We start from the raw sequence: 21,441 nt of genomic DNA, 5'->3' as shown, positions 1-21,441 counted from the left end.
GACGACAGAGCGGGAACCGACGACCATGGGTACCAAGACAATCATCGCGCCCTCGGTGCTTTCCGCGGACTTCTCGCGGCTGGGCGACGAAGTTGAAGCGGTCGTCCGGGCGGGTGCCGACTGGATCCATCTCGACGTGATGGATGGCCATTTCGTGCCCAACATCACCTTCGGTCCGCCGGTGGTCAAGGCGATCCGTGATCGAACGGACAAGATCTTCGACTGCCACCTGATGATCGCGCCGGCCGACGCCTATCTCGGCGCCTTCGCCGATGCCGGCTGCGACATCATCACGGTGCACGCCGAGGCCGGGCCGCACCTCGACCGTTCGCTGCAGGCAATCAGGAATCTCGGTAAGAAGGCCGGCGTGTCGCTGAACCCGTCAACGCCGGAGAGCGTGATCGAATATGTGCTTGACCGGCTCGATCTGGTGCTTCTGATGACGGTCAATCCAGGCTTCGGCGGCCAGGCCTTCATTTCGGCTGTCGTCGACAAGGTCAGGCGGGTCAAGGCGCTGATCGGCACCCGCCCGATCGACATCGAGATCGACGGCGGCGTCACGCCCGAGACCGCTCCGCTGGTCACCGCGGCCGGCGCCAATGTGCTGGTCGCCGGCTCGGCCATCTTCAAGGGTGGCACCGAGGCTGCCTATCGTGCCAATATCGGCGCCATCAGGCAGGCAGCCGACGGGGCGCTCCAGAAAGCCGCGTAGAACCATCTCATCGGAGGGCAACATGGGGGCAATCCCACCTGTCTGTGATTTCGGCTGGCAAGCCGTCGATTTCGTTTTGCCCGGCGTCGACGGCAAATCGCATTCGATCTTCAGCCACGCCGGCCCGAACGGCTTGGTGGTGGCATTCATCTGCAACCACTGCCCCTATGTGAAGGCGGTGATTCCGCGCATGGTGCGCGATGCCAACGACCTCAAGGCAGAAGGCATCGGCTTTGTCGCGATCAACTCCAACGATGCCGATGCCTATCCGGAGGATTCCTTCACCAACATGAAGCTCTTCGCCGGGACGAACGGCTTCACTTTCCCTTACCTCCACGACGAGCACCAGACGGTGGCGCGTGCCTACGGAGCCGTTTGCACTCCGGATTTCTTCGGGCTCAACAACGAGTTGACGCTGCAGTATCGCGGCCGGCTTGACGCGTCGCGACGCGACGCCGAATTGCCCGGGCTGAGGCGCGACCTGTTCGAGGCGATGAAGCAGGTTGCCCGGACCGGCGACGGACCGCTGGACCAGATCGCTTCGGTCGGCTGTTCGATCAAGTGGAAGGATGCTGCATGAACGTCGGCGCAGGCAGGCCGTTTCGATCGCCCAAGGCGGTCCTGTTCGATCTCGACGGTACGCTGGTCGATTCGGCGCCTGATATAACGGCGGCCGTCAACGAATTGCTGGCCGGGCGCGATCTGCCGCCGCTGCGCCTGGATCAGATCAAGTCCATGATCGGCGGCGGCATCAGGAAACTGGTCGAGCGAGCTTTCGCGGCTTCCGGTACGCCGCTCCTCGGCAGCGCGCTCGATGAAGCCAACCGCGTCATGGCGCCGATCTATCGCAGGCATCTGACCGGCCGCACGAGGCTGATGCCTGGCGTAAGGGAGGTTCTCACGCACTTGCATTTGAGCGGAATAGCCATGGGCGTGGTGACCAACAAGCCGCAGTTGGCGGCACGCGAAATCCTGCTGCATTTTGGGCTGACGGACTATCTCGGCGCGATCGTCGGCGGAGACGCGGTGACATACTTGAAGCCGGCGCCAGATGCGCTGTTGCTTGCGCTCGACCAGCTTCAGGTCGAACCTCGTGATACGCTGATGGTCGGAGACAGCAGCGCCGACATGGCCGCCGCCCGCGCGGCGGGCATGGCAGTCATTCTGCTGCGTGGCGGATACAGCCAAATTCCCGTTGAAGAGCTTGGCGCCGATCTCGTTTGCGACAGCCTGTTCGATCTACCGTCCGCGATGCAGACGCTGCAAGACGCTGCGTGACCCCAAGCGCAAAGCCCAGGCCAACGCCGGCCGGGCGCACTCCAAATGGCCGGCGGGACCGCGTTATTTGGAGAATTGCTTCAGGTAGGCGATGACATTGGCGATGTCCTCGTCTTTCTTGAGGCCGATAAACGCCATCTTCGTTCCTTTGACCATCGCCTTGGGATCGCGAAGGTAGGTCGTCAGCGTGGCTTCGTCCCATTTAACGCCCGACTTGCCGGCCTCGGTCATGGCCTTGGAATAGCTGAACCCCGGATGCGTGCCGGCCGTTCGGCCGATGACGCCGTTCAACGACGGACCGACCTTGTTCTGGTCCTTGTCCGCGACGTGGCAGACCTTGCATTTGGCAAACACCTTCTCACCCGCCGCCGCATCCTGTGCCTGGGACTGGGTGGTGACAAAGGTAGCGACGGACACGGCGGCGAAAAATGCGACTGCGCGCATGGCATTTCCTCATTGATCGTGTGAGTGCCCTGGACAATTTACGCGTGTCGATGCCTTGATCGCCGGCATTCGTTTTAAAGCGGGAGAGCGAACTATTCGTCCTTTCCCCCGGGACCGGCAGCACCTACACGCCTCGAAAAGCTAGACTGCCGATGAAGGAAGTCAATCGTACAAAGGTCCTGTTTCGTTTCCCGACTGCGCGAAGGGTGTAGCGACACGCGGTCCACATCATTGACGCCTATTGGCCGAACGCGTAGCCTCACTCCAACCGGTTTGCTGTTTGGGCACCTTCAGGAATCCGCGCAACTCCAAAGCACGAACTCTGGAGAGTTCGCGGCGCAGGCGACGATAAGTGCCAAATGGACATGGTCGATCTCATATTAACGGTGTGCCTTAGCGCCAATCCGGGCAATTGCCGAGATGAGCATCTCTATTTCGAGAGCCGCGGCTCTCTGTTCCAATGCATGTTCCTGGCGCCCGCCGAGATCGCAAAATGGTCGCAGGAACATCCGAGGCGCAGGGTCGTGCGCTGGAAATGTGCCTTTCCGAGCAAGGAACGAGCGATTTGATCGGCATTCCTGGTTCGTCCAGGTCCTGAAAGGGAGGCGCCATGATGATTTCGCGGCGCGCGACGCCGCGCTTGTCGGCTGTGGAGGCAGCCGCCATCCTCGCCTCAAAGCCGGTTGTGAGAGCGACCTTTTGCTGCGTCCACCAAAACCTTCCGGGCGTGACCTGGTCGCCTTACGGCTCGAATGCGGATTGCAAGTTATTTCGCAGCCAATGGCCAATAGAAATGGCGGCCCTGTGAGGCACCGCCACGCGTGCCTGTTCCGCCTGACTAAAAGCAACGTACGTCGGCTTCAGCCTGCGCGCGTTTCAGTTCCGCCCGCGCCGCCTTCGCTGGCGCGCTTTCGCGAAACAACCCTGCCGCCTCCCCTGTCGTCAACGACATACTTTTGAAGGTCTCCGCCCTCTCATAGTGATCGTAGGGGAGGATCGAGGCGATAACATCGATCGAGCACGAACAGCTTTCAAGCGCCTGACGTGTCTGCCCATTTGTTTGCATGCAGCCGAGCACGTAGTCTGCAATCGTTGCCGTCGGGTAGTCTCCCGCGGCGCTGGCCGGGTTCGCAAAGGCCAGAGTCGCCGAAAAGACCAGCGGTAGGATAAAAGATCCAACAGATCTGATCATGAGGGTACCTCCAGTTGGCCTGGACACGATGTATCTGGACAGGATCATCGCCCCAATTGGCGACGTACCGCAAAGCCAGTCAAGCTCCCATGGCCTGCTTATAGGACCAAAGGAGGAATGCCCTGTCGACCGGCAAAAGGCGGATTCGCGGCCCGCTGCGCACCCCACTTCCAGTCGGCATTTCATGCCTCGCCCACTATCGGCAACCAACCAGGCGCACGCATACTTACCTCGAAGCGCCCTTGTAAATTACATGGAAATAAATTCCAAAACGAATTGCATAAATAATACAACAACAATACGGAGATTATATATATCGCCACCTGCAGTCATTTTTTCAATAGTGCCGCGCAGGATACTTCTCTTGTTTGTATCTTAATATTGCCGCGCACCATAATAGATATTGCACCGCAACATCACCTCAGGGTTTTTGCTTGCTTGGCCTTTTGCGATGACATAGCTTTTTCCCTGTTTCCGGCTTCAAGAGCGCCATTGTCAGGGAGCGGTGGCAGTCTTTCGAAGGCCAAGTGGGGCGGGCAATAACGTGCCCTCTGCTTGTCGGGGTAGGTCGTGACAGCTGCCGGAAATTACTTCCCCACATGAATCGCTTGGGCAGGCCCCTTGTGGGCTTGACGGTCGATTCGTCACTGTGAACCTCGGGAGGATGTCGGATGCGTGTACTTGCGAAAACTACCTACATACTGACGACCGCGGCTTTTTTGTCGCTAGGCGCTGCCTATACGGCTTCGGCCAATGAAGACCTTGCAAAGCTCGCATCGGATGCGAAGAACTGGGCGATGCAGACGGGTGACTACGCCAACACCCGCTATTCCAAACTCAACCAGATCACTGCCGACAATGTAAAGAACCTGCAGGTCAAATGGAGCTTTTCCACCGGCGTGCTGCGCGGTCACGAAGGCGGGCCGCTGATCATCGGCGATGTGATGTATGTCCACACGCCTTTCCCAAACAACGTCTATGCTCTCGACCTCAAGAACGACGGCAAGATCCTGTGGAAATACGAGCCCAAGCAGGACTCGAACGTCATTCCGATCATGTGCTGCGACACGGTCAATCGCGGTGTCGCCTATGGCGACGGCAAGATCATTCTCAACCAGGCCGACACCACCGTCGTCGCGCTCGATGCCAAGACCGGCAAGGTCGTCTGGTCTGTCAAGAACGGCGATCAGACCGACGGCGGAAAGGGCGAATCCGGCACGTCGGCACCCGTAGTCATCAAGGACAAGGTGCTCGTGGGCGTCTCCGGTGCTGAATTCGGTGTTCGCGGCTGGCTGGCCGCCTACAATCTGAAAGACGGCAAGCTTGCCTGGAAAGCCTATTCGGAAGGTCCTGATGCAGACACCCTTCTCGATCCCGAGAAGACGACCCATCTCGGCAAGCCCGTCGGAAAGGATTCCGGCACCAACACCTGGGAAGGCGAACAGTGGAAGACGGGCGGCGGCACGACATGGGGATGGTATTCCTATGATCCCAAGCTGAACCTGGTCTATTACGGCACCGGCAATCCCTCGACGTGGAACCCGGTCCAGCGCCCAGGCGACAATCGCTGGTCCATGACAATCATGGCTCGCGACGCCGATACCGGTGTTGCCAAATGGCTCTACCAGATGACCCCGCATGACGAGTGGGACTATGACGGCATCAACGAGATGATTCTCGTCGATGGCATGGAGGTCAACGGCGCCAAGCACGACGTGCTGGTGCATTTCGACCGCAACGGCTTTGCCTACACGATGGATCGCGCCACCGGCGAACTTCTCGTCGCCAAAAAATACGATCCGGCAGTGAACTGGGCGACGGAAGTCAACATGGATCCCAAGAGCGACCAGTATGGCCGCCCTCAGGTCGTCGCCAAGTATTCGACCCAGCAGAACGGCGAAGACACCAACTCGACCGGTATCTGCCCGGCCGCGCTTGGAACCAAGGACCAGCAGCCGGCCGCCTACTCGCCGAAGACCGGGTTGTTCTACGTGCCGACCAACCATGTCTGCATGGACTATGAGCCTTACAAAGTGAGCTACACCGCCGGTCAGCCCTATGTGGGCGCCACCGTGTCGATGTATGCGGCGCCCGGCGGTGACGGCAACATGGGCAACTTCATTGCCTGGGATGCAGCCAAGGGTGAGATCGTCTGGTCGAAGCCCGAGCAGTTCTCGGTGTGGTCGGGCGCATTGGCGACAGATGGCGACGTCGTCTTCTATGGTACCCTCGAAGGCTACATCAAGGCGGTCGATAAGGACGGCAAGGAACTCTACAAGTTCAAGACCCCGTCCGGCATCATCGGCAACATCACGACCTACGAGCATGACGGCAAGCAGTACATCGCCGTTCTGTCCGGCGTCGGTGGATGGGCCGGTATCGGTCTGGCAGGTGGGCTGCTTTCGCCCGATAACGCCGCTGCCTGGCATGGCGCCGTTGATCAGGGCCGTGAGCAGGGCGACCAGGCCGCAGTGGTTGGAACCGCCGGCCTGGGTGCCGTCGGCGGTTACGCGGCACTTGCCGACTATACGACGCTGGGCGGCCAGCTCACCGTCTTCGGCCTCCCGGACTGATAACCGGGAAGAGCCTAACGACTAGGTTGGAAAACGAGAGCCCGGGTCACCCGAAACCGGGAACCGGGCTCTCGATTGCGCCGCGCACCCAAGCACCGATCAATGCCGCTGCACGACGGCAGCCAGTGTCCCTGGCAGATGAAGGAAGAGTCTGAATGATCGTTCGCATTGCAGTTTCCGCTCTCGCCCTGGTTCTGCTGCCTGTGGCCAGCTCAACTCTGGCACGGGCCGAAGACAGCATGGAAAAAGCCAAGGCGGTGAAGCAAGAAGGAGGCAAATATCTAGATGCGGACGGAAATCCGACCTACAAGATCGAAAACGGAACCGTCGATTGGTACACCTTCAGCGGGTACCGCCGGTATCACTCCGATTGCCATGTCTGTCACGGGCAGGACGCAACAGGTTCGAGCTATGCGCCTGCCCTGGTCAATAGTCTGAAAACCATGGACTACGCCACGTTCCTCTCGATCGTCGCCGAGGGCCGCAAGAATGTCGGCGGCGGCAAGGAAAACGTCATGCCTGCCTTTGGCGACAACAAGAACGTCTATTGTTACCTGGACGATCTGTACGTCTATCTGCGCGCGCGCGCTGATGGCGCGGCACCCCGCGGCAGGCCGCCCAAGCACGAAAACAAGGCTCAGGCAGCCAAGGATGCCGAAGCATCCTGCATGGGTGGATGATATGACCAATACTGCATCGAAGCTGCGCGTCGTTCTGCCGATCCTCGGCGCGCTCGCCTTGTTGCCGTCGAACGTTCTGGCGCAAAATGCCGGACTTGGCGCTGCGGGCGAACTGGTGGATCCCAACATTCTGCGCGTCTGCGCCGATCCCTCGAACATGCCTTTTACCGACAAGAACGGCCAAGGCTTCGAAAACAAGCTGGCTGAACTGGTTGCCAAGAAGACGGGGCGGAAATCAGTCGCCTACACATGGTTTCCCACTGTCGTCGGCTTTGTGCGCAACACGCTGGGGGCCAACCGATGCGACATCATCATGGGCTACGCCCAAGGCGACGAACTGGTGCAGAACACCAACGCCTACTATCGCTCCGCCTATGTGCTCGTATACCCCAAAGGCAACGGCATGGAAGGCATCGAGACGATCGAAGACCCGAAACTTTCCGGCAAGAGAATCGGCGTCGTCGAAAGCACGCCGCCAACCGCCAACATGGCCGCCAACAAGCTTCTGCGGACCGCCAAGATCTATCCACTCGCGGTGGATACGCGCGTCACTCCTTCCATGGGGGAGGTCATGATCAAGGACCTGCTCGCCGGCAAGATTGACGCGGCGGTCCTGTGGGGGCCGATGGCAGGTTACTATGCCAGGGAACTCGGAGCCGATATCACCATTGTTCTGCTGCTGAAGGAAAAGAAAGGCTCGCGCATGTCCTACCGCATCACCATGGGCGTACGTCCGTCCGACCAGGAATGGAAGCGGACGCTCAACCGGGTGATCAGGGAGAACCAGGCGGAGATCACCAAGCTCCTGCTGGGTTATAATGTGCCGCTGATCGACGAGCACGATAATCCGATTACGCAATAGTCGGGATGTGTGAGGAGGAGGACAAACCTGCGCGATGAAAAATTGAAGAGAAAGACTAGGCTACTTTCGATAGTTTTGTTTTTCGGCCTTTCAAAACCTTGTGTTTCATTTGTCCATTTGAGACGTGATGGACGAGCCATTGCTTCGGTGCCCTGCAATGGTTGGCTAACCACCGGATCGGCCCCTTCGGGCTGGTAGAAGAGGAGAAATGTTATGAAGAAGAGCTGGACAAAACCGACCATGTGTCAGGTTGCTGCGGGCTTTGAAATTTCGCGGTATCTGCCTGCTGAGATTACTCCCAAGAAGTAGGCCGCAGAGGTGCGTGTCCCTGGCAACAGGGGCACGCATCCCCTTGCCGCATGGGTTTTTCGTGAAAGATCTTGAGGCACGCAAAGCGAGCGGGACGTTTTTTGCGGCTGCAAATTGGCTGCTGGTGGTCAGAGAAGCCGCGGGGCGGGCGTTTTCATGCGCTTGAGAATCATCGGATCGGCGGCCGGCGGTGGCTTTCCGCAGTGGAACTGCAATTATCGTCTGAGCCGTGCGGCTCGCACCGGGATGGCTGGCGTGCATTCACGAACCCAATCAAGTGTCGCCGCGTCGGCGGATGGGCTCGGCTGGGTTCTGTTCAACGCGTCACCCGACATTCGCCAGCAGATCGCGGCAACACCTGGATTGCAGCCCGCGCACGATGCGCCGCTGCGCTCGACGCCTATTCGCGCGGTGGTACTGACCAATGCCGATGTCGATCATATCGCCGGCCTGCTCAGCCTGCGTGAGCGGCAGCCTTTCGCTATCTATGCAACGACACAGGTTCTGGCGACGCTGGAGGCGAATTCGATTTTCAATGTCCTCGATCCGGCGCTCGTGCCGCGACGCATCTTGCCACCGGCGCAAGAACTGGCGATCTGCGATGCAGACGGCCACGACACCGGCGTGGCTGTCGAGAGCTTTCCCGTGCCCGGGAAGATAGCGCTCTATCTCGAAGAAAGAGGTCAGCCGGATGCGAATTTCAGCTCTGACGCCGGCGACACGATCGGCGTCCGTATCGCCGGTGCCGGCAGTCGCGGCTCCGTCTTCTACATCCCCGGCTGCGCCCGCATTGATGCGACCCTGCGCACGCGTCTAGCCGATGCCGCATGCCTTCTGTTCGACGGCACGGTCTTCACCGACGACGAGATGATTGCTGCCGGCGTCGGCCAAAAGACCGGTGCGCGCATGGGGCATCTGGCGATGTCGGGAGACGCAGGGTCGATCGCCGGCTTGGCCGATGTGAGGATCGGCCGTCGTGTCTTCGTCCACATCAACAACAGCAATCCCGTTCTGGACGAGAATTCTCCCGAGCATGCAGCAGTCGCAGCGGCTGGCTGGGAAGTGGCCCGCGACGGGATGGAGATGGAACTTTGAGTGATTTCCACGACGCAGCCAGCAACGGCCTGTCCTCCAGAGAGCTCGAAGCCGTGCTGCGGCAGGTCGGTGCCGAGCGCTATCACAACCGCCATCCTTTCCATCACAGGATGACCAGCGGTGCGTTGTCGAGGACCGAGATGCAGGCCTGGGCGCTGAACCGCTATTGCTATCAGGCTGTCATTCCGCGCAAGGATGCCATGATCCTCGCGCATGCCGAGGATCCGGCGTTTCGCGCCGCCTGGCGCAAACGCATCGAGGATCATGACGGCAAGGACGGCTGGAGCGGCGGTATTGCGCGCTGGTTGCACCTGGCGACCTCGCTCGGTCTGGATGCCGAAGCGGTGAAGACCGAGAGGCTGGCCCTGCCGGCGACACGTTTTGCGGTTGGCGCTTACCTCTCTTTTTGCGCGAACCGGACCCTGCTGGAGGCGGTCGCGTCGTCGCTGACCGAGATGTTTTCGCCGCTCATCATCGGCGAACGGGTGCCCGCGATGCTGGCCAGGTACGATTATATCACCGAGGACACGCTGACCTATTTCAGCCGACGGCCCGAACAGGCCTCACGCGACGCCGACTTCGCTCTTGCCTATGTGCTCGAACATGCCGACACGGCGGAACGCCAGCAGCGGGCGATCGATGCACTCGTGTTCAAATGCGATATACTCTGGGCCATGCTCGACGCGCTTCAACACGCCTATGGCGAGCCGGGCAATATCCCGCCCGGCGCCTTCCGTGCGGAGGCCCCATGATGGCACTGCGCGGAAGAGCCATGGTGTCGCCGCAGTCGGTTCCATCGCTGCCGAAACACGTGCGCATACAGTATGACCCCGTGCGCCAGGCGTTCGCCGTGCTTTCGCCTGAAAAGGTGTTCTGGCCAAACGACATCAGCCTCGACATATTGCGCCGCTGCGATGGGCGGTCCACGGTCGGCCACATCATTGCCGGCCTTGCCGCAGATTATGATGCCGAACAGGAGGCTGTGGCGGCCGATGTCATTGCCTTCCTGCAGGAATGGTCGGACAAGCTGCTGGTGAAGCTATGAGCGAGCCCCCTCTCCCCCCGATCGGCATGCTGGCGGAACTGACGCATCGCTGCCCGCTGCAATGCCCCTATTGCTCCAACCCGCTCGAATTGCTGAAGGCCAATCGCGAACTCGACACGCAGAGTTGGCTCGACTTGTTCTCGCAGGCGGCCGATCTTGGCGTTCTTCAGGTGCATCTGTCTGGCGGTGAACCGACGCTGCGTCGCGATCTTGAGCAATTGATCGCCGGGCTTTCGGCGCGCGGCGTCTACACCAACCTGATCACTGCCGGCGTCGGCATTGCGGATGGCCGAATCGAGGCATTTGCCGAAGCCGGGCTCGACCATCTGCAATTGAGTTTTCAAGGCGCACGGCCGGCGACCACCGAGCGCATCGGCAATCACAGGGGCAGCCACGAAAAGAAGCTGGAAACGGCACGCCGCGCCCGCGCGGCCGGCTTGCCGCTTACCATCAACGCGCCGATCCATCGCCACAATATCGAGGAGGTACCGGAATTCATCGATCTGGCCCTTTCGCTGGATGCGGAGCGTCTCGAGATAGCCAACGTGCAGTACGCCGGCTGGGCGCTGACCAATCGCGATCAACTGATGCCCGAGCGTGCTGCCGTCGATCGGCACGCGGAGATCGTCGCGGCGGCGCGCGAACGGCTCACCGGCATCATGAACATCGATTTCGTCACGCCGGATTATTTCGCCATCTATCCCAAGCCGTGCATGGGCGGCTGGGCGCGCGACGCCTTCATGGTGACGCCAGACGGCACCGTACTGCCATGCCATGCCGCCCAGACCATCCCGTCGCTCAGCTTCGAGCGTTTTGGACCTCGCAGCCTGGCCGCGATCTGGACCGTTTCCCCGGCATTTAATGCCTTTCGAGGCACGGACTGGATGCAGGAGCCCTGCCGCAACTGTGAGCGGCGCGAGATCGACTGGGGCGGCTGCCGCTGCCAGGCGATGGCAATCGCCGGCGATGCCGCCGCCACGGACCCGGCTTGCGCGAAATCGCCGATCCATGCGCGCATGGCAATGCTGATCGACGAAGCCCAGCGCGCTGCCACGGTTCCTTCGAAGGACGAACTGTTCGTCTACCGGCGTATCGGCGTCGTCACCGAGCCGGCCTGACTGCCGACCTATTCCTACGGCCTTAGCCTCGTGAAAGCCGTTCGGCATGCCACGTCATATGGTCCTGCATGAATGTCGAAATGAAAAAATAGGAGTGATCGTAGTCCTCCTGCATCCGCAATTTCAACGGAATGCCTGCCTTGGAGCACGAGTCTTCGAGCAGCCAAGGCCTGAGGCCCTCCTTGAGGAAACCGTCTGACGTCCCCTGATCGACCAGGAATTCCGGGAAACGGTATCCGTCCTCGATGAGCGAAGTGGCATCGCAGCGCCGCCACGAGGCCTCATCCAGGCCGAGATATTTTTGGAAAGCCGGCTTCGACCAGCCGGCTGTGCTTGGTTGCACGATCGGCGCGAGGCCGAGCAACTTCTGAAGCGCGCCGGATTTTTCAGTGCGATCGTCAGCGCGCCATGCCCGCCCATCGAATGGCCGAAGATCGACTGGCGCCCCATATCGGCGGGAAATTCGCGCCCGATTACGGCTGGCAGTTCCTCGACGATATAGGAATACATGCGATAGTTCTTGGCATACGGCTCTTGCCTGGCGTCGAGGTAGAAACCGGCGCCGGTGCCGAACTGCCAATTGTCCTTTTCATCTGGAATGTCGGCACCACGCGGGCTGGTGTCGGGACAAACGACGATGAAGCCGAGTTCGGCGGCAATACGTCTGTATTCACCTTTTCCATTACATTCGCATGCGTGCAGGTGAGTCCGGAGAGGTACCACACCACGGGGCAACGCCTTTCCCGCGCCTGCGGAGGCACGAAAATGGCAAACGTCATTTCGCACGAGCAGCTCGTCGACAGATGAGAGTAAACGTGCTGGGCACCGCCATGCGACTTGGCAGTCGAGACGAGTTTCAGGTGCTCTGGCATATATTCTTCTCCGCCAATTTTCTGACCGCCGACCATAGCCTCTACGACATCGTGGGCGATCGCGGCAACCTTGGTGGGCTGGCGGCGCGCAGGGCTCTTGATCGGAGCCGGGATGGCCAACACTGCCCAGTACCTCAGCAATGCTTCCGGGACGACGAGCTCTGCGCAAATGCACCGTGGCTTTCAGCGGCGACAGCAGGTTCGACGCGGCTATGGCGGACGAGCACGCACGCGTCATCGCGTGGGTTCGCAGCATGCGTGACCAGGGACCGAGCAAGAAAGTGTTGCGAGTGATAGTTACCTCCTAATAGGAGGGCTCCTAAGCACGACACCAACTTTCCGACTCTTAGCCATCCTGTGAGCCGACGGCTATTTCCGAGCGTCGAAAGCCACGGACAGGCCCAGGGCAGTTGCTGCCTCGACGATCGCCTCGGTCAGCTCTTCGTCGGATGCGACCAGATAAGGGGCGGCTTGCCGTGCTGCGTTTAATGTCGCTGTGATCGAGATGGTGTCACCACGATCCTCCCTATTGAGGACTGCGGCGATTGCCTGCTCTACTACCGGACTGACCCTCTGCACCTTACTCATCCAACCCTCCCCATAGCTGCCCATAGTGATGGTACTCTATCCGTGGTTGTGTTCCAAATCGATGTACGAAAACGTACACACTCGATCGGCTGGACCGCTACGGCCAGACATCTCTAATTTCGACGGCATTCGGGATCGACCAAGCCTGGCTAGCGGCCTCGACCGGTTTCTCAGCAGATGGCTAGCGCGCTGCAGAGCCATGTCAAATTGCCAGGTACGTACGCGAGCCCGGTCCAGGAGCTCGGCTCGGCCCACGGGCGCCCCTGCGCTGGGCGAAGATGTCGCCTAGAAATAGCCGAGGATGGATTTTACCTCGAGATACTCCAACATGCCCTCGATCCCATATTCGCGTCCGTTTCCAGACTGCTTGAAACCGCCAAACGGGGCGTGCGGATCCCAGGCCGGGTAGTTGAGATGCACCTGGCCGGAGCGGATCCGCGAGGCCACGTCCCTGACGGCGTCCACAACCTGGCCCTGCACATGAGCCCCCAGACCGTAGACCGTGTCGTTGGCGATGGTGACGGCTTCCTCGATTGTGTCGTAAGGGATGATGCAGAGAACTGGCCCGAAGACCTCGTCCTGGGCAATGCGCATGGTCGTGCGCACGTCGGAAAAGATGGTCGGCCTCACATAGAACCCGACGTTCAGATCGTGCGGACGGCCCGGTCCGCCGGTGAGGAGCCTGGCGCCCTCAGAAATGCCGACGCCGATCATGGTTTGGATGCGGTCGAATTGGGCACGGTTTGCGATTGCACCATGAGTAGTGGCTTCGCAAAGAGGATCGCCAATGACAATCTGGGCTGCGGCCCTTTTGGCGATCGCCTCGATCTCGGAGAGCCGCGGGCGTGGCACGATCATGCGCGTCGGGGCACTGCATGACTGGCCGAGATTGCGGAAGGCGGCGGCTACGCCCAGAGAAACGGCGCGATCGAGATCTGCGTCCGGCAAGATCACGTTCGGCGACTTGCCGCCCAGCTCCTGCGCGACACGCTTGACAGTCGTCGCTGCCGCCTGGGCCACCGCAATGCCCGCGCGGGTGGACCCGGTAATGGAGATCATGTCGACATCCGGATGGGAGGCGAGACCCATACCCACGCCTGGACCATCACCTTGCAGGAGGTTGAAAACCCCGGCAGGGAAGCCGGCTTCCTCGATTGCCTCGGTGAATAGCAGGGCGTCCAAGGGAGAAAGCTCACTCGGCTTCAGCACGATCGTGCAGCCTGCAGCGAGCGCCGGCGAAACCTTGGCGGTGATCTGGTAAAGTGGCCAGTTCCACGGAGTGATCAGGGCACAGACACCGATCGGTTCGTGGGTGACGGCGGTTTGCCCCCGTTGCTTGACGAAGCGAAAGTCTGTCAGCACATCGCGAGCGACCTTAACATGCGTGATCGCCAGCGGCACCTGGGCGCTGCGCGCATAGCCGATCGCCGCGCCCATTTCGAGGCTCAGGCATTGAGCCAGCAGTTCGCCGCGCGCCTCGAGCAGCGCTTGCAGGCGACCGAGCAGACGCGCGCGGTCTTCTGGCGTGGTCCGACTCCAGGTGGCGAATGCCCGGCGGGCCGCTGCAACGGCCGCGTCAACGTCCTTGCCATTTCCAAGCGGAAACTGGCTCACAACCTTTTCTGTGGCGGGATTGACGACGACGCCCGTCGCGGTGCCGCTCGGCTCAACCCATTGACCGTCGATGAAGAACTTGTCCAAGTGGCCGTTGCGGGCCAGGTGTTCGAGAGGCGTCATCACCCTACAAGGTCCTTCATGCGGTAATAGGCGCCGACAATCGGCAGGAACCAGGGGCGCCCGAAATAACCGGGGATCGCTGGCCAGTCGAAATCCTTCCAGGGATTGAGCTCGGGGCGCCCGTCCATGACGTCGGCCATGATGGTGCCCATCAACGTCGACATCTGGGTCCCGTGTCCGCTATAGCCCATCGAGTAATAGATGCCATCGCGCTCTCCGGCGCGCGGCAGACGATCGCGGGTCATATCGACCATGCCGCCCCAGCAGTAGTCGATGCGGGTGCAGGCCAGTTCCGGAAAGACCTCGACCATCGCCGCCTTGAGTATCCGGCCGCTTTTTTCGTCGGATTGAGGGTTGGACACGGCAAAGCGCGCCCTCCCGCCGAACAGAAGGCGATTGTCCGGCGTGAGCCGCCAGTAGACAACGAGATTGCGCGTGTCGACGACATTGCGACGGGTCGGCATGAGGCGCTCGAGTTGCGAAGGCGACAGCGGCTCGGTCACGATCAGAAATGCGCCGACCGGGATCATGCGCCGGCGGATCCAGCCGAGCGGGCCAACCTGGGAAATGCCGCTTGCCAACAGGACTTGCCGCGCGACGATCTTGCCCTTTGGCGTCGTTACCTCATGCCCGCCTGAAACCTTGCGCATCGCCATGACGGGCGAGCGTTCATGGACCTCTGCGCCACGCCGGGCAGCGGCGGTCGCGAGGCCCCGGACGAACCGGCCGACATGCATGGCCGCGCTCTTGGGAAAGAGCAGCCCGCCATGGTAGCGGTTGGTGCCGACTTCGGTTCGCAGGTCCTCGCGCGCGATCATCCTGGTGTCGGGATCGACATTGGCAGCCAGTAGTTCCTGGCTGCGCGCCAGCATGTCGTAGTGCTCGGGCTTGGCGGCAAGCTTGAGCTTGCCGACGCGGGAGAAGCTGCAGTCGATCTTCTCTCCCTGCACCAACCGCTCGACCATATCGACGCCGGCGTCGAAAGCCTTGTAGAGCGCATTTGCGGCAGGCTTGCCGTGCTTGCCAGCCATGATTGCATAGTTCTGGGCAAAGCCGTTGTTGCACATGCCGCCATTGCGGCCGGACGCGGCATTGCCGATCGTTTCGGCCTCCAACAGGGCAACCCGGGCGCCCTTTTTGGCAAGAGCCAGCGCGGCGGAGGAGCCGGTCAAGCCGCCGCCCACAATCGCCACGTCGTAGTGGCCTTCGAGCGGTTTGGACGACCCTTCATTGAACGGCTGAGACGTATCCAGCCAGTAAGAGGTAAACTTCATTTTCTTGACCACCGTTGATTTGAGTGGGGCGACATCCGAGCCTAGTCGCGCGCCTACCAGCCGCCCATCCGCTCCCAACGTGCTTCAATCTTGGGGCTGGCCCCGTTGACGACGCTGTAGAAATCATGCTGGGCGGCCATCGCACACGCATGGTTGGGCAGAATCCGGATCCGTGTCCCGAGCGGCAGCTCGGGCATGGACTTTCCAGAACCGGCACGAATGGCGAGGATACCGTGTTCCTGGCTGGCCTGCGCCACGATCACATCTTCAAGCACCCGCCCCTTTTCGTCGCAGACCACGCCGTAACCCTGGTCGATCTGCTGGTTTGCGGTTCCCCGGTCGCGCGAAAGCGCCATCCATCCGGCGTCAACCAGCACCCATCCCTTTTCCGGCTTGGACCCGATCACCGTGGCCAATACGGAAATCGCGATGTCATCGAGTTCGCACACCCCAACGCCGTGCTGGACCAGGTCGAAGAACATGTAGACGCCGGCACGCAGCTCCGTGACCCCCTCAAGATTGCTGGCGAAATGCGCTGTCGGCGTCGAGCCGACGCTGACGATCGGGCAGGCATGGCCATGGGCGCGCAGGATTTCAGCGGCGCGCACCGCGGCTGAACGCTCGTTCTCGCCTGCCTTGACCAGCGCATCGGGCGTGTTCAAGCCATAGGATTCGCCTGCATGGGCGAGAACGCCGACGAGTTTGGCACTGGCCGCGACGACACTGCCGGCCACGTCGAGCAACTTCGGGTCGTCCGGTCTCAAGCCACCGCGATGGTCATCGCAGTCCAGTTCGATGAAAACAGATGGGGTCATACCGGTGGCTTCGCGGACGCTGGCCAGGGCATCGGCCTGCTCGGCCGAATCGAGCAACAGCTTCACATCAGCGCCGGTGCGGCGACAAAGCTCCATGGCCCGCTTGGCCGAGGCCGGCGAGATGCCGACCGCATAGGTCATGTCTCGAAAGCCATGGCCCGCGAAATACTCGGCCTCGGCGATGGTCGAGACCGTGATCGGTCCGGGTTCGCGGTGAAATGCGTATCGGGCGACATCGATGCTCTTGGCCGTCTTCATATGCGGGCGCAGCACCACGCCAAGCTTCCTGGCGCGCTCAGCCAAGCGCTGAATGTTGCGTCCGAGCCGCCCACGGTCGAGAAGCAGCGCGGGCGTGACCAAGGCGTCGATCGTCCTAAACGTCTCGCTCACTGCCAGGTTTGCGACCACCTTGCTCATAATCTCGTTTCCTAAGTGAACGACTGGTTTGCCAACGCATACATATGGGCTGGCCCCTCGGCGACGGGTCGTTGTCCTTTGACCATGGCGGTCGCAGTGCCGGACCGCTGCAGGCCAAGGCTCGCAAGCCAGTCGCCCAATCCATCCTCGGCATAGACGTCGATGCGAACGAATTGATTGTGAAGCTTCGAAAGCTGGGCCAGGATCAGAAGCCGCGCGTCGTGGTCGCTCTCGGCTCCACAAGGGCCGACGACATAGCCGCGGCCAAACCTCCTGGCGACAGCGTAGCCTGCAATCCGTCCCCTGCGCTCGATGACCAATGCGTTGCCCACATCGGCGAGCGCAGCCACCATCGCCAGCCGGGGCATGCCCGTGGCCCGTTCGTCGAAGGCCTGGATCGCCGCTAGGTCAGAGGTTGTAGCTTGACGGATGTCGTCGCGGGTACTCCGCGTCACTGCGACAGCCAGCGAGCCCTGGTGCTGAAGCACCGTGCCCCAGGCAGTGAAGCCGCGTCGCTTGTAGAGCGCCAGCCCCTGTTCGGTTGAGTTGAGCAGCAGGTTGCGACCGTGTGTCGTCTCAAGCAATCCATCAAAGAGCCGGGTCCCGTTGCCACCGCCTTGCGCGGAGCTAGTAACTATGATCATCCCGACCGAGGCATAGGACTGTCCGTAATTCCAGGACATGGCCGTGCCAATCACCTGCCCTGCCCGCTCAAGGACCAGGCCATTGCCGACCATCAGGGCAAATTCCCAATCCTCCTGACGGTAGGGCCAGGCCATCTCCTGCGACAGCTTCAGCGCGCCCGGCAAATGGCGCGTTTCCAATTCCATCAGCTCGATCGGGGCGCTGACGATATCTCTGTCATGCTCAAAGGCCATAAGGTGCAACGCTGTCAGTTGATCCAGAGTCGGATTGAAGTCGGATCTTAGGGTCGGGCCCGGCGCACAGATTTCGCTGCTGTTTTGCCCCTTCAAATCAGCGGTATTATTCGTTTTACCCAGTTCCTCGGCATGCCAAATCGTGCAAATCGGGCGAGGAATACCTGGCACCTTGAATCGCCGCTTCGTGGTTGCCCGATCGGCGATGCCCAGGAGGAATTTTGGATGATCTACATCAGCGAAGAGGAGTCAGCCGCCCTCGTCACGCATGAACTTGCTTTCGAGGCGGCGCGCGAGGCTCTCGTGGCGGCAGCATCGCGGCAGAGCTGGGTCTTTCCGGCTGTTCTCGGGCGCACACAGGAGGTGACCAATACCTTCTCAATCAAATCCGGTTCGTCGGGCGAGCTGACCGGCGTGAAAATTGGCTCCTTCTGGTCGGGCAACCCGGCACGTGGCCTTCCCCGCCACAACTCGACCATCGTGCTGCTCGATCAGCATACAGGTCGGCTCGGTGCCGTAGTCGAGGCCGGGAAGGTCAACGCCTACAGGACGGCCGCCGCCGACGCGGTTGCGGCCGATCTTCTTGCGCGCAAGCAAGCCAAGGTGCTGGCGATCTTCGGGGCCGGCAACCAGGCGAGTTTCGAAGTGATGGCGCTGGCACGCATCCGCCCAATCGAAACCGTGCTGGTCGTGGCCCGGCCTTCGCCGCGGCGCGACGCTTTTGTCGATCAGATCGGCGAAAGGGGACTGAAGGCGCGCGCTGCCTTGCCGGAAGAAGCCGTGCGCACGGCCGACATCGTGGTGACGGCGACACCCGCACGCGAACCGCTGTTCAATGCCGCTTGGGTGGGACCCGGAACCCATATCGTCAGCATCGGGTCGGATGCTCCGGGCAAACGCGAATTGCCGAGCGAATTATTTCCCAAGGCACGTCTGTTTTGTGATCTGCTTTCCCAGTCCGTCCAGATCGGCGAGTTCCAACACGTGCGCGACGAAATCGATGCCGGCGTGCTTGCGGTAACACCAATCGGCGACGTTATTGAAAGGCGTGCGCTCGGACGCCACTTCGACAATGAGATCACGGTCTTCGACAGTTCCGGCATCTCCCTGCAAGACCTCTACATGGCCGACGCGCTGATCCGCGCAAAGGCGTCCCACCGGTGATCAGTTTTCGCACCAACGCCCCAGTCCCGACAGATTTTTCGACACGGCAACAAGGTGGCCGCGCGCGATCCTGCAGTCGTATCAGCGGCAGGCGCGCCAAAGGGGTGCCCCGCATGAACCACGGATCGCCCCCGATGTCGGCGACTAGCGTCTGGCGCGCCAGAAGGCGAGACGGTCCTGCAACCGATAGCCCTGAATAATCGCCGGCATGAACCATGGATTGCCACGATAGAGCGGGACGGCCGAAGGCGGTCGAAAGTCGAACGCAGTGCGCGACTGCTCGCCATGCCCCATCAACTTGTGGGCCGCACGCATGCCAATCCATGGCGCCCAGACCACGCCCGAACCGCAGAAGCCAGTTGCATAGACCACGCCGTCCGTCTCGAAGATGCGCGGCAGCATGTCTCGGTTCATCGCCACATTGCCGAACCAGCAATGCGAAAGGCGCACGTTCTCCAACTCCGGGAAAAGGTTCACCAGGCCCTTGCGAAGGAGAAGTTTCGGCGCCGCCGGATCGCCGACGCGGGAACTGTCACGGCCCCCCAGCAGGATACGTTTTCCGTCGGGCGAGGGACGATAATAGAAACCGAGTTGCCGGTTCTCGGTGACCGTCATCAGCTTCGGCATCAGTTGCGCCATGACATCGGGCGCAAGTTCCTCGGTGACGATGATCCGGCTGCGGACCGGAACCAGGCGGCGGCGCAGGAAGGGAGCAGCGCCGTCGGTATAGCCGTTGGTACAGACCAGAACCTGCCGTGCGTCCACCGTCCCCGCCGAAGTCGCGACGCGGAACCCCGAACCGTTCCTCTCGATCGACTTGACCACTGTATGCGAATGGACCGTCAACCCGGATGCGAGCGCCACCCGCAGGAGCTCAGCATGGAATTTTGCGGGGTGCAGCCCGCCAATGTCCATCCGAACGGTTCCGCCGCGGTAGAAGTCGGTGCCGATATAATTTCGCTGCTCCGCATGCGGAACCGCGTAGGACTCGATCCCCAGTTTCTTCGCCAGCGTCTCGGCGCCGCGCGCCATCTTCTCATACTGTTCATATCCGAAAGCGCCCTTGAATTGGCCAACCAGTCGGAAGTCGCAGTCGAGCCCTTCGGTCTTGATGAAGTCGTAGAGGAATTCGCGTGCGACCTTTCCCTCGGCCTCGATCGCCATGGCTTTCTCTTCCCCGAAGCGCCGGGTGATCGTGGCATAGTCGGGCCGGATGCTCGCGCTCGTAATCCCGCCGTTGCGGGTGGAAGCACCCTCGCCCGGATTCATTGCGTCAAAAGCTGCGACCGAGCGTCCTTCGCGCGCCAGCACAAGCCCCGCCGAAAGACCGGCATAACCGGCGCCGACGATTGCCACGTCAAGCTTCTTTGCGAGGGGCTGCCGCGGCAGCGGCATGACGGGCGCTGCTTCCCACCAGTAGGGTGTGTTCTTGTCGGCGATATGAGGCTCTTGCACGGGGCTGACTTCTCGCTGGGGTGATCTACGGTCGGTGAAACTTCAGATGTGGTCGTCTCGGACGTCGAGCGCATCACGCAGCCCGTCACCGATGAAGTTGAAACTGGTTACCGCGATCGTGATTGCAGCTCCGGGAATGATTGCCAGCCAGGGTGCGCTGCCCAGATATTGCTGGGCGCCATTGAGCATGTTGCCCCAGCTGGGCAGTGGCGGCTGGATCCCGTAGCCGAGGAAACTGATGTAGGCTTCCATGAGAATGGCGCGCGCGACCGTCAAGGTGGAAGCAACGATAATCGGCCCCATGGCGTTGGGCAGTATCTCGCGGAACATGATGTGGGTGCCACTCAATCCCAGCATTCGCCCGGCCAGGACGAACTCGCGTTCGCGTAACGAGCGGACTTCGGCTTCGACTATGCGGGCAACCTCCATCCAGCTGGTGAGGGCGATAATGACGGTGATCATCACAGGACTGGGCTTCAGTGCGGCAGCCAGCGCCAGCAGCAGAAAGATCGATGGGAATGACAGGAAACCATCGACCGTGCGCATCAGCGTGGCCCCGACCCAGCCGCCGCGATAGCCGGCAATTACGCCGACCAGCGTGCCGATGAGCGTCGACAAAACCATGGCAAAGAAACCCACCAGCAGCGAGATTCGTCCCGCCATCAAAAGCCTTGCCGCCACGTCGCGGCCAAGCGGATCGGTACCTAGAAAGTGGTAGCCCGTCAGCGGAGGGGCAAAGCGGGCCCGCAGATCGATATACAGTGAGTCATAAGGCAGGAGATGGGGGCCGAGGACGCAAGCGAGGCTCAGGAAGATGATCATCGCCAACCCGAGCAGCGCCAAGCGATGACGCATGAAACGACGTGCCGCGCGGTTGTTACTCCATCGGCTTGGAGCTGCATTTGCGGTGAGAGCGGTCATATCGGCTGTCTC

21 protein-coding genes and 1 pseudogene are annotated in these 21,441 nt (G+C 61.1%); 12 read left to right on the top strand and 10 right to left on the bottom strand.

Annotated features, from left to right (window positions below; all coding sequences use genetic code 11):
* The first annotated feature begins 25 nt into the window (after positions 1-25).
* The 3 genes from rpe to gph are packed head-to-tail and all read left to right on the top strand — an operon-like array spanning position 26 to position 1,990.
* Positions 26-712 (top strand): ribulose-phosphate 3-epimerase, encoded by a 687-nt coding sequence (rpe, locus tag NMG46_RS22960; RefSeq protein WP_254819807.1) that lies wholly within the window; start codon positions 26-28, stop codon positions 710-712.
* 22 nt (positions 713-734) lie between these two features.
* On the top strand, positions 735-1,292 hold the full coding sequence (locus tag NMG46_RS22955) for a thioredoxin family protein (RefSeq protein ID WP_254819806.1): 558 nt from the start codon (positions 735-737) through the stop codon (positions 1,290-1,292).
* Positions 1,289-1,990, top strand: coding sequence for a phosphoglycolate phosphatase (gene gph / locus NMG46_RS22950; protein WP_254819805.1), 702 nt, complete (start codon positions 1,289-1,291; stop codon positions 1,988-1,990). The genes NMG46_RS22955 and gph overlap by 4 nt, the downstream gene beginning before the upstream one ends.
* Positions 1,991-2,053: 63 nt before the next feature.
* Here gph and NMG46_RS22945 read toward each other — a convergent pair whose 3' ends face one another.
* On the bottom strand, positions 2,054-2,434 hold the full coding sequence (locus NMG46_RS22945) for a cytochrome c family protein (RefSeq protein WP_254819804.1): 381 nt from the start codon (positions 2,432-2,434) through the stop codon (positions 2,054-2,056).
* A gap of 359 nt (positions 2,435-2,793) precedes the next feature.
* On the opposite strand from NMG46_RS22945, the gene NMG46_RS22940 reads away from it, so the two are divergent.
* The gene (locus tag NMG46_RS22940; protein WP_254819803.1) at positions 2,794-3,003 is read left to right on the top strand and encodes a hypothetical protein; all 210 of its coding nucleotides are present in this window, start codon (positions 2,794-2,796) and stop codon (positions 3,001-3,003) included.
* A 269-nt stretch (positions 3,004-3,272) separates the two neighbouring features.
* Here the strand turns inward: NMG46_RS22940 and NMG46_RS22935 are convergent, their stop codons facing one another.
* On the bottom strand, positions 3,273-3,626 hold the full coding sequence (locus NMG46_RS22935) for a hypothetical protein (protein ID WP_254819802.1): 354 nt from the start codon (positions 3,624-3,626) through the stop codon (positions 3,273-3,275).
* 671 nt (positions 3,627-4,297) lie between these two features.
* Here NMG46_RS22935 and NMG46_RS22930 point away from each other — a divergent pair.
* The 7 genes from NMG46_RS22930 (at position 4,298) to pqqE (ending at position 11,308) form a co-directional block, all read left to right on the top strand.
* The gene (locus tag NMG46_RS22930; protein ID WP_254819801.1) at positions 4,298-6,199 is read left to right on the top strand and encodes a methanol/ethanol family PQQ-dependent dehydrogenase; all 1,902 of its coding nucleotides are present in this window, start codon (positions 4,298-4,300) and stop codon (positions 6,197-6,199) included.
* Between the two features lie 155 nt (positions 6,200-6,354).
* Positions 6,355-6,879 (top strand): c-type cytochrome, methanol metabolism-related, encoded by a 525-nt coding sequence (locus NMG46_RS22925; protein ID WP_254819800.1) that lies wholly within the window; start codon positions 6,355-6,357, stop codon positions 6,877-6,879.
* 1 nt (position 6,880) lies between these two features.
* Positions 6,881-7,741, top strand: a complete 861-nt coding sequence (locus NMG46_RS22920; RefSeq protein ID WP_254819799.1) for a quinoprotein dehydrogenase-associated putative ABC transporter substrate-binding protein — start codon at positions 6,881-6,883, stop codon at positions 7,739-7,741.
* 465 nt (positions 7,742-8,206) lie between these two features.
* Complete coding sequence (gene pqqB, locus NMG46_RS22915; protein ID WP_254819798.1) at positions 8,207-9,145, top strand: pyrroloquinoline quinone biosynthesis protein PqqB; 939 nt, start codon at positions 8,207-8,209, stop codon at positions 9,143-9,145.
* The gene (pqqC, locus tag NMG46_RS22910; RefSeq protein ID WP_254819797.1) at positions 9,142-9,897 is read left to right on the top strand and encodes a pyrroloquinoline-quinone synthase PqqC; all 756 of its coding nucleotides are present in this window, start codon (positions 9,142-9,144) and stop codon (positions 9,895-9,897) included. Before pqqB ends, pqqC begins: the two co-directional genes overlap by 4 nt.
* Positions 9,894-10,190 carry a pyrroloquinoline quinone biosynthesis peptide chaperone PqqD gene (gene pqqD / locus NMG46_RS22905; protein WP_254819796.1) on the top strand — a complete coding sequence of 99 codons (297 nt, stop codon included), beginning with the start codon at positions 9,894-9,896 and terminating at the stop codon, positions 10,188-10,190. The genes pqqC and pqqD overlap by 4 nt, the downstream gene beginning before the upstream one ends.
* A complete protein-coding gene (gene pqqE, locus NMG46_RS22900) occupies positions 10,187-11,308 on the top strand; it encodes a pyrroloquinoline quinone biosynthesis protein PqqE (RefSeq protein WP_254819795.1) in 1,122 nt (373 codons plus the stop codon). Before pqqD ends, pqqE begins: the two co-directional genes overlap by 4 nt.
* A gap of 22 nt (positions 11,309-11,330) precedes the next feature.
* Here the strand turns inward: pqqE and fghA are convergent.
* From fghA to NMG46_RS22870, 6 genes and pseudogenes are all read right to left on the bottom strand, one after another.
* A pseudogene (gene fghA, locus NMG46_RS22895) lies at positions 11,331-12,168 on the bottom strand (S-formylglutathione hydrolase).
* A 381-nt stretch (positions 12,169-12,549) separates the two neighbouring features.
* Complete coding sequence (locus NMG46_RS22890) at positions 12,550-12,768, bottom strand: hypothetical protein (protein WP_254819794.1); 219 nt, start codon at positions 12,766-12,768, stop codon at positions 12,550-12,552.
* 285 nt (positions 12,769-13,053) lie between these two features.
* Positions 13,054-14,508 carry an aldehyde dehydrogenase family protein gene (locus tag NMG46_RS22885; RefSeq protein WP_254819793.1) on the bottom strand — a complete coding sequence of 485 codons (1,455 nt, stop codon included), beginning with the start codon at positions 14,506-14,508 and terminating at the stop codon, positions 13,054-13,056.
* Positions 14,505-15,779 carry an FAD-binding oxidoreductase gene (locus NMG46_RS22880; RefSeq protein WP_254819792.1) on the bottom strand — a complete coding sequence of 425 codons (1,275 nt, stop codon included), beginning with the start codon at positions 15,777-15,779 and terminating at the stop codon, positions 14,505-14,507. Before NMG46_RS22880 ends, NMG46_RS22885 begins: the two co-directional genes overlap by 4 nt.
* A gap of 53 nt (positions 15,780-15,832) precedes the next feature.
* The gene (locus tag NMG46_RS22875) at positions 15,833-17,011 is read right to left on the bottom strand and encodes an alanine racemase (protein ID WP_254819791.1); all 1,179 of its coding nucleotides are present in this window, start codon (positions 17,009-17,011) and stop codon (positions 15,833-15,835) included.
* Positions 17,012-17,022: 11 nt separating this feature from the next.
* On the bottom strand, positions 17,023-18,060 hold the full coding sequence (locus tag NMG46_RS22870) for a GNAT family N-acetyltransferase (protein WP_254819790.1): 1,038 nt from the start codon (positions 18,058-18,060) through the stop codon (positions 17,023-17,025).
* Positions 18,061-18,114: 54 nt separating this feature from the next.
* Here NMG46_RS22870 and NMG46_RS22865 point away from each other — a divergent pair, with 54 nt between their 5' ends.
* Positions 18,115-19,053 (top strand): ornithine cyclodeaminase family protein, encoded by a 939-nt coding sequence (locus tag NMG46_RS22865; protein WP_254819789.1) that lies wholly within the window; start codon positions 18,115-18,117, stop codon positions 19,051-19,053.
* Between the two features lie 144 nt (positions 19,054-19,197).
* Here NMG46_RS22865 and NMG46_RS22860 read toward each other — a convergent pair whose 3' ends face one another.
* Together NMG46_RS22860 and NMG46_RS22855 are read right to left on the bottom strand one after the other, a co-directional pair.
* Positions 19,198-20,508 carry an FAD-binding oxidoreductase gene (locus NMG46_RS22860; RefSeq protein ID WP_254819788.1) on the bottom strand — a complete coding sequence of 437 codons (1,311 nt, stop codon included), beginning with the start codon at positions 20,506-20,508 and terminating at the stop codon, positions 19,198-19,200.
* Between the two features lie 42 nt (positions 20,509-20,550).
* Entirely contained in the window at positions 20,551-21,429 is an 879-nt protein-coding gene (locus tag NMG46_RS22855) for an ABC transporter permease (RefSeq protein WP_254819787.1), read from the bottom strand.
* Positions 21,430-21,441: the final 12 nt, after the last annotated feature.

This window comes from Mesorhizobium sp. LMG 17147 (assembly GCF_024297145.1).
Lineage (GTDB): Bacteria > Pseudomonadota > Alphaproteobacteria > Rhizobiales > Rhizobiaceae > Mesorhizobium.
Note: the sequence above shows the minus strand (reverse complement) of the source record. Positions and strands in the feature narration are given on the sequence as shown.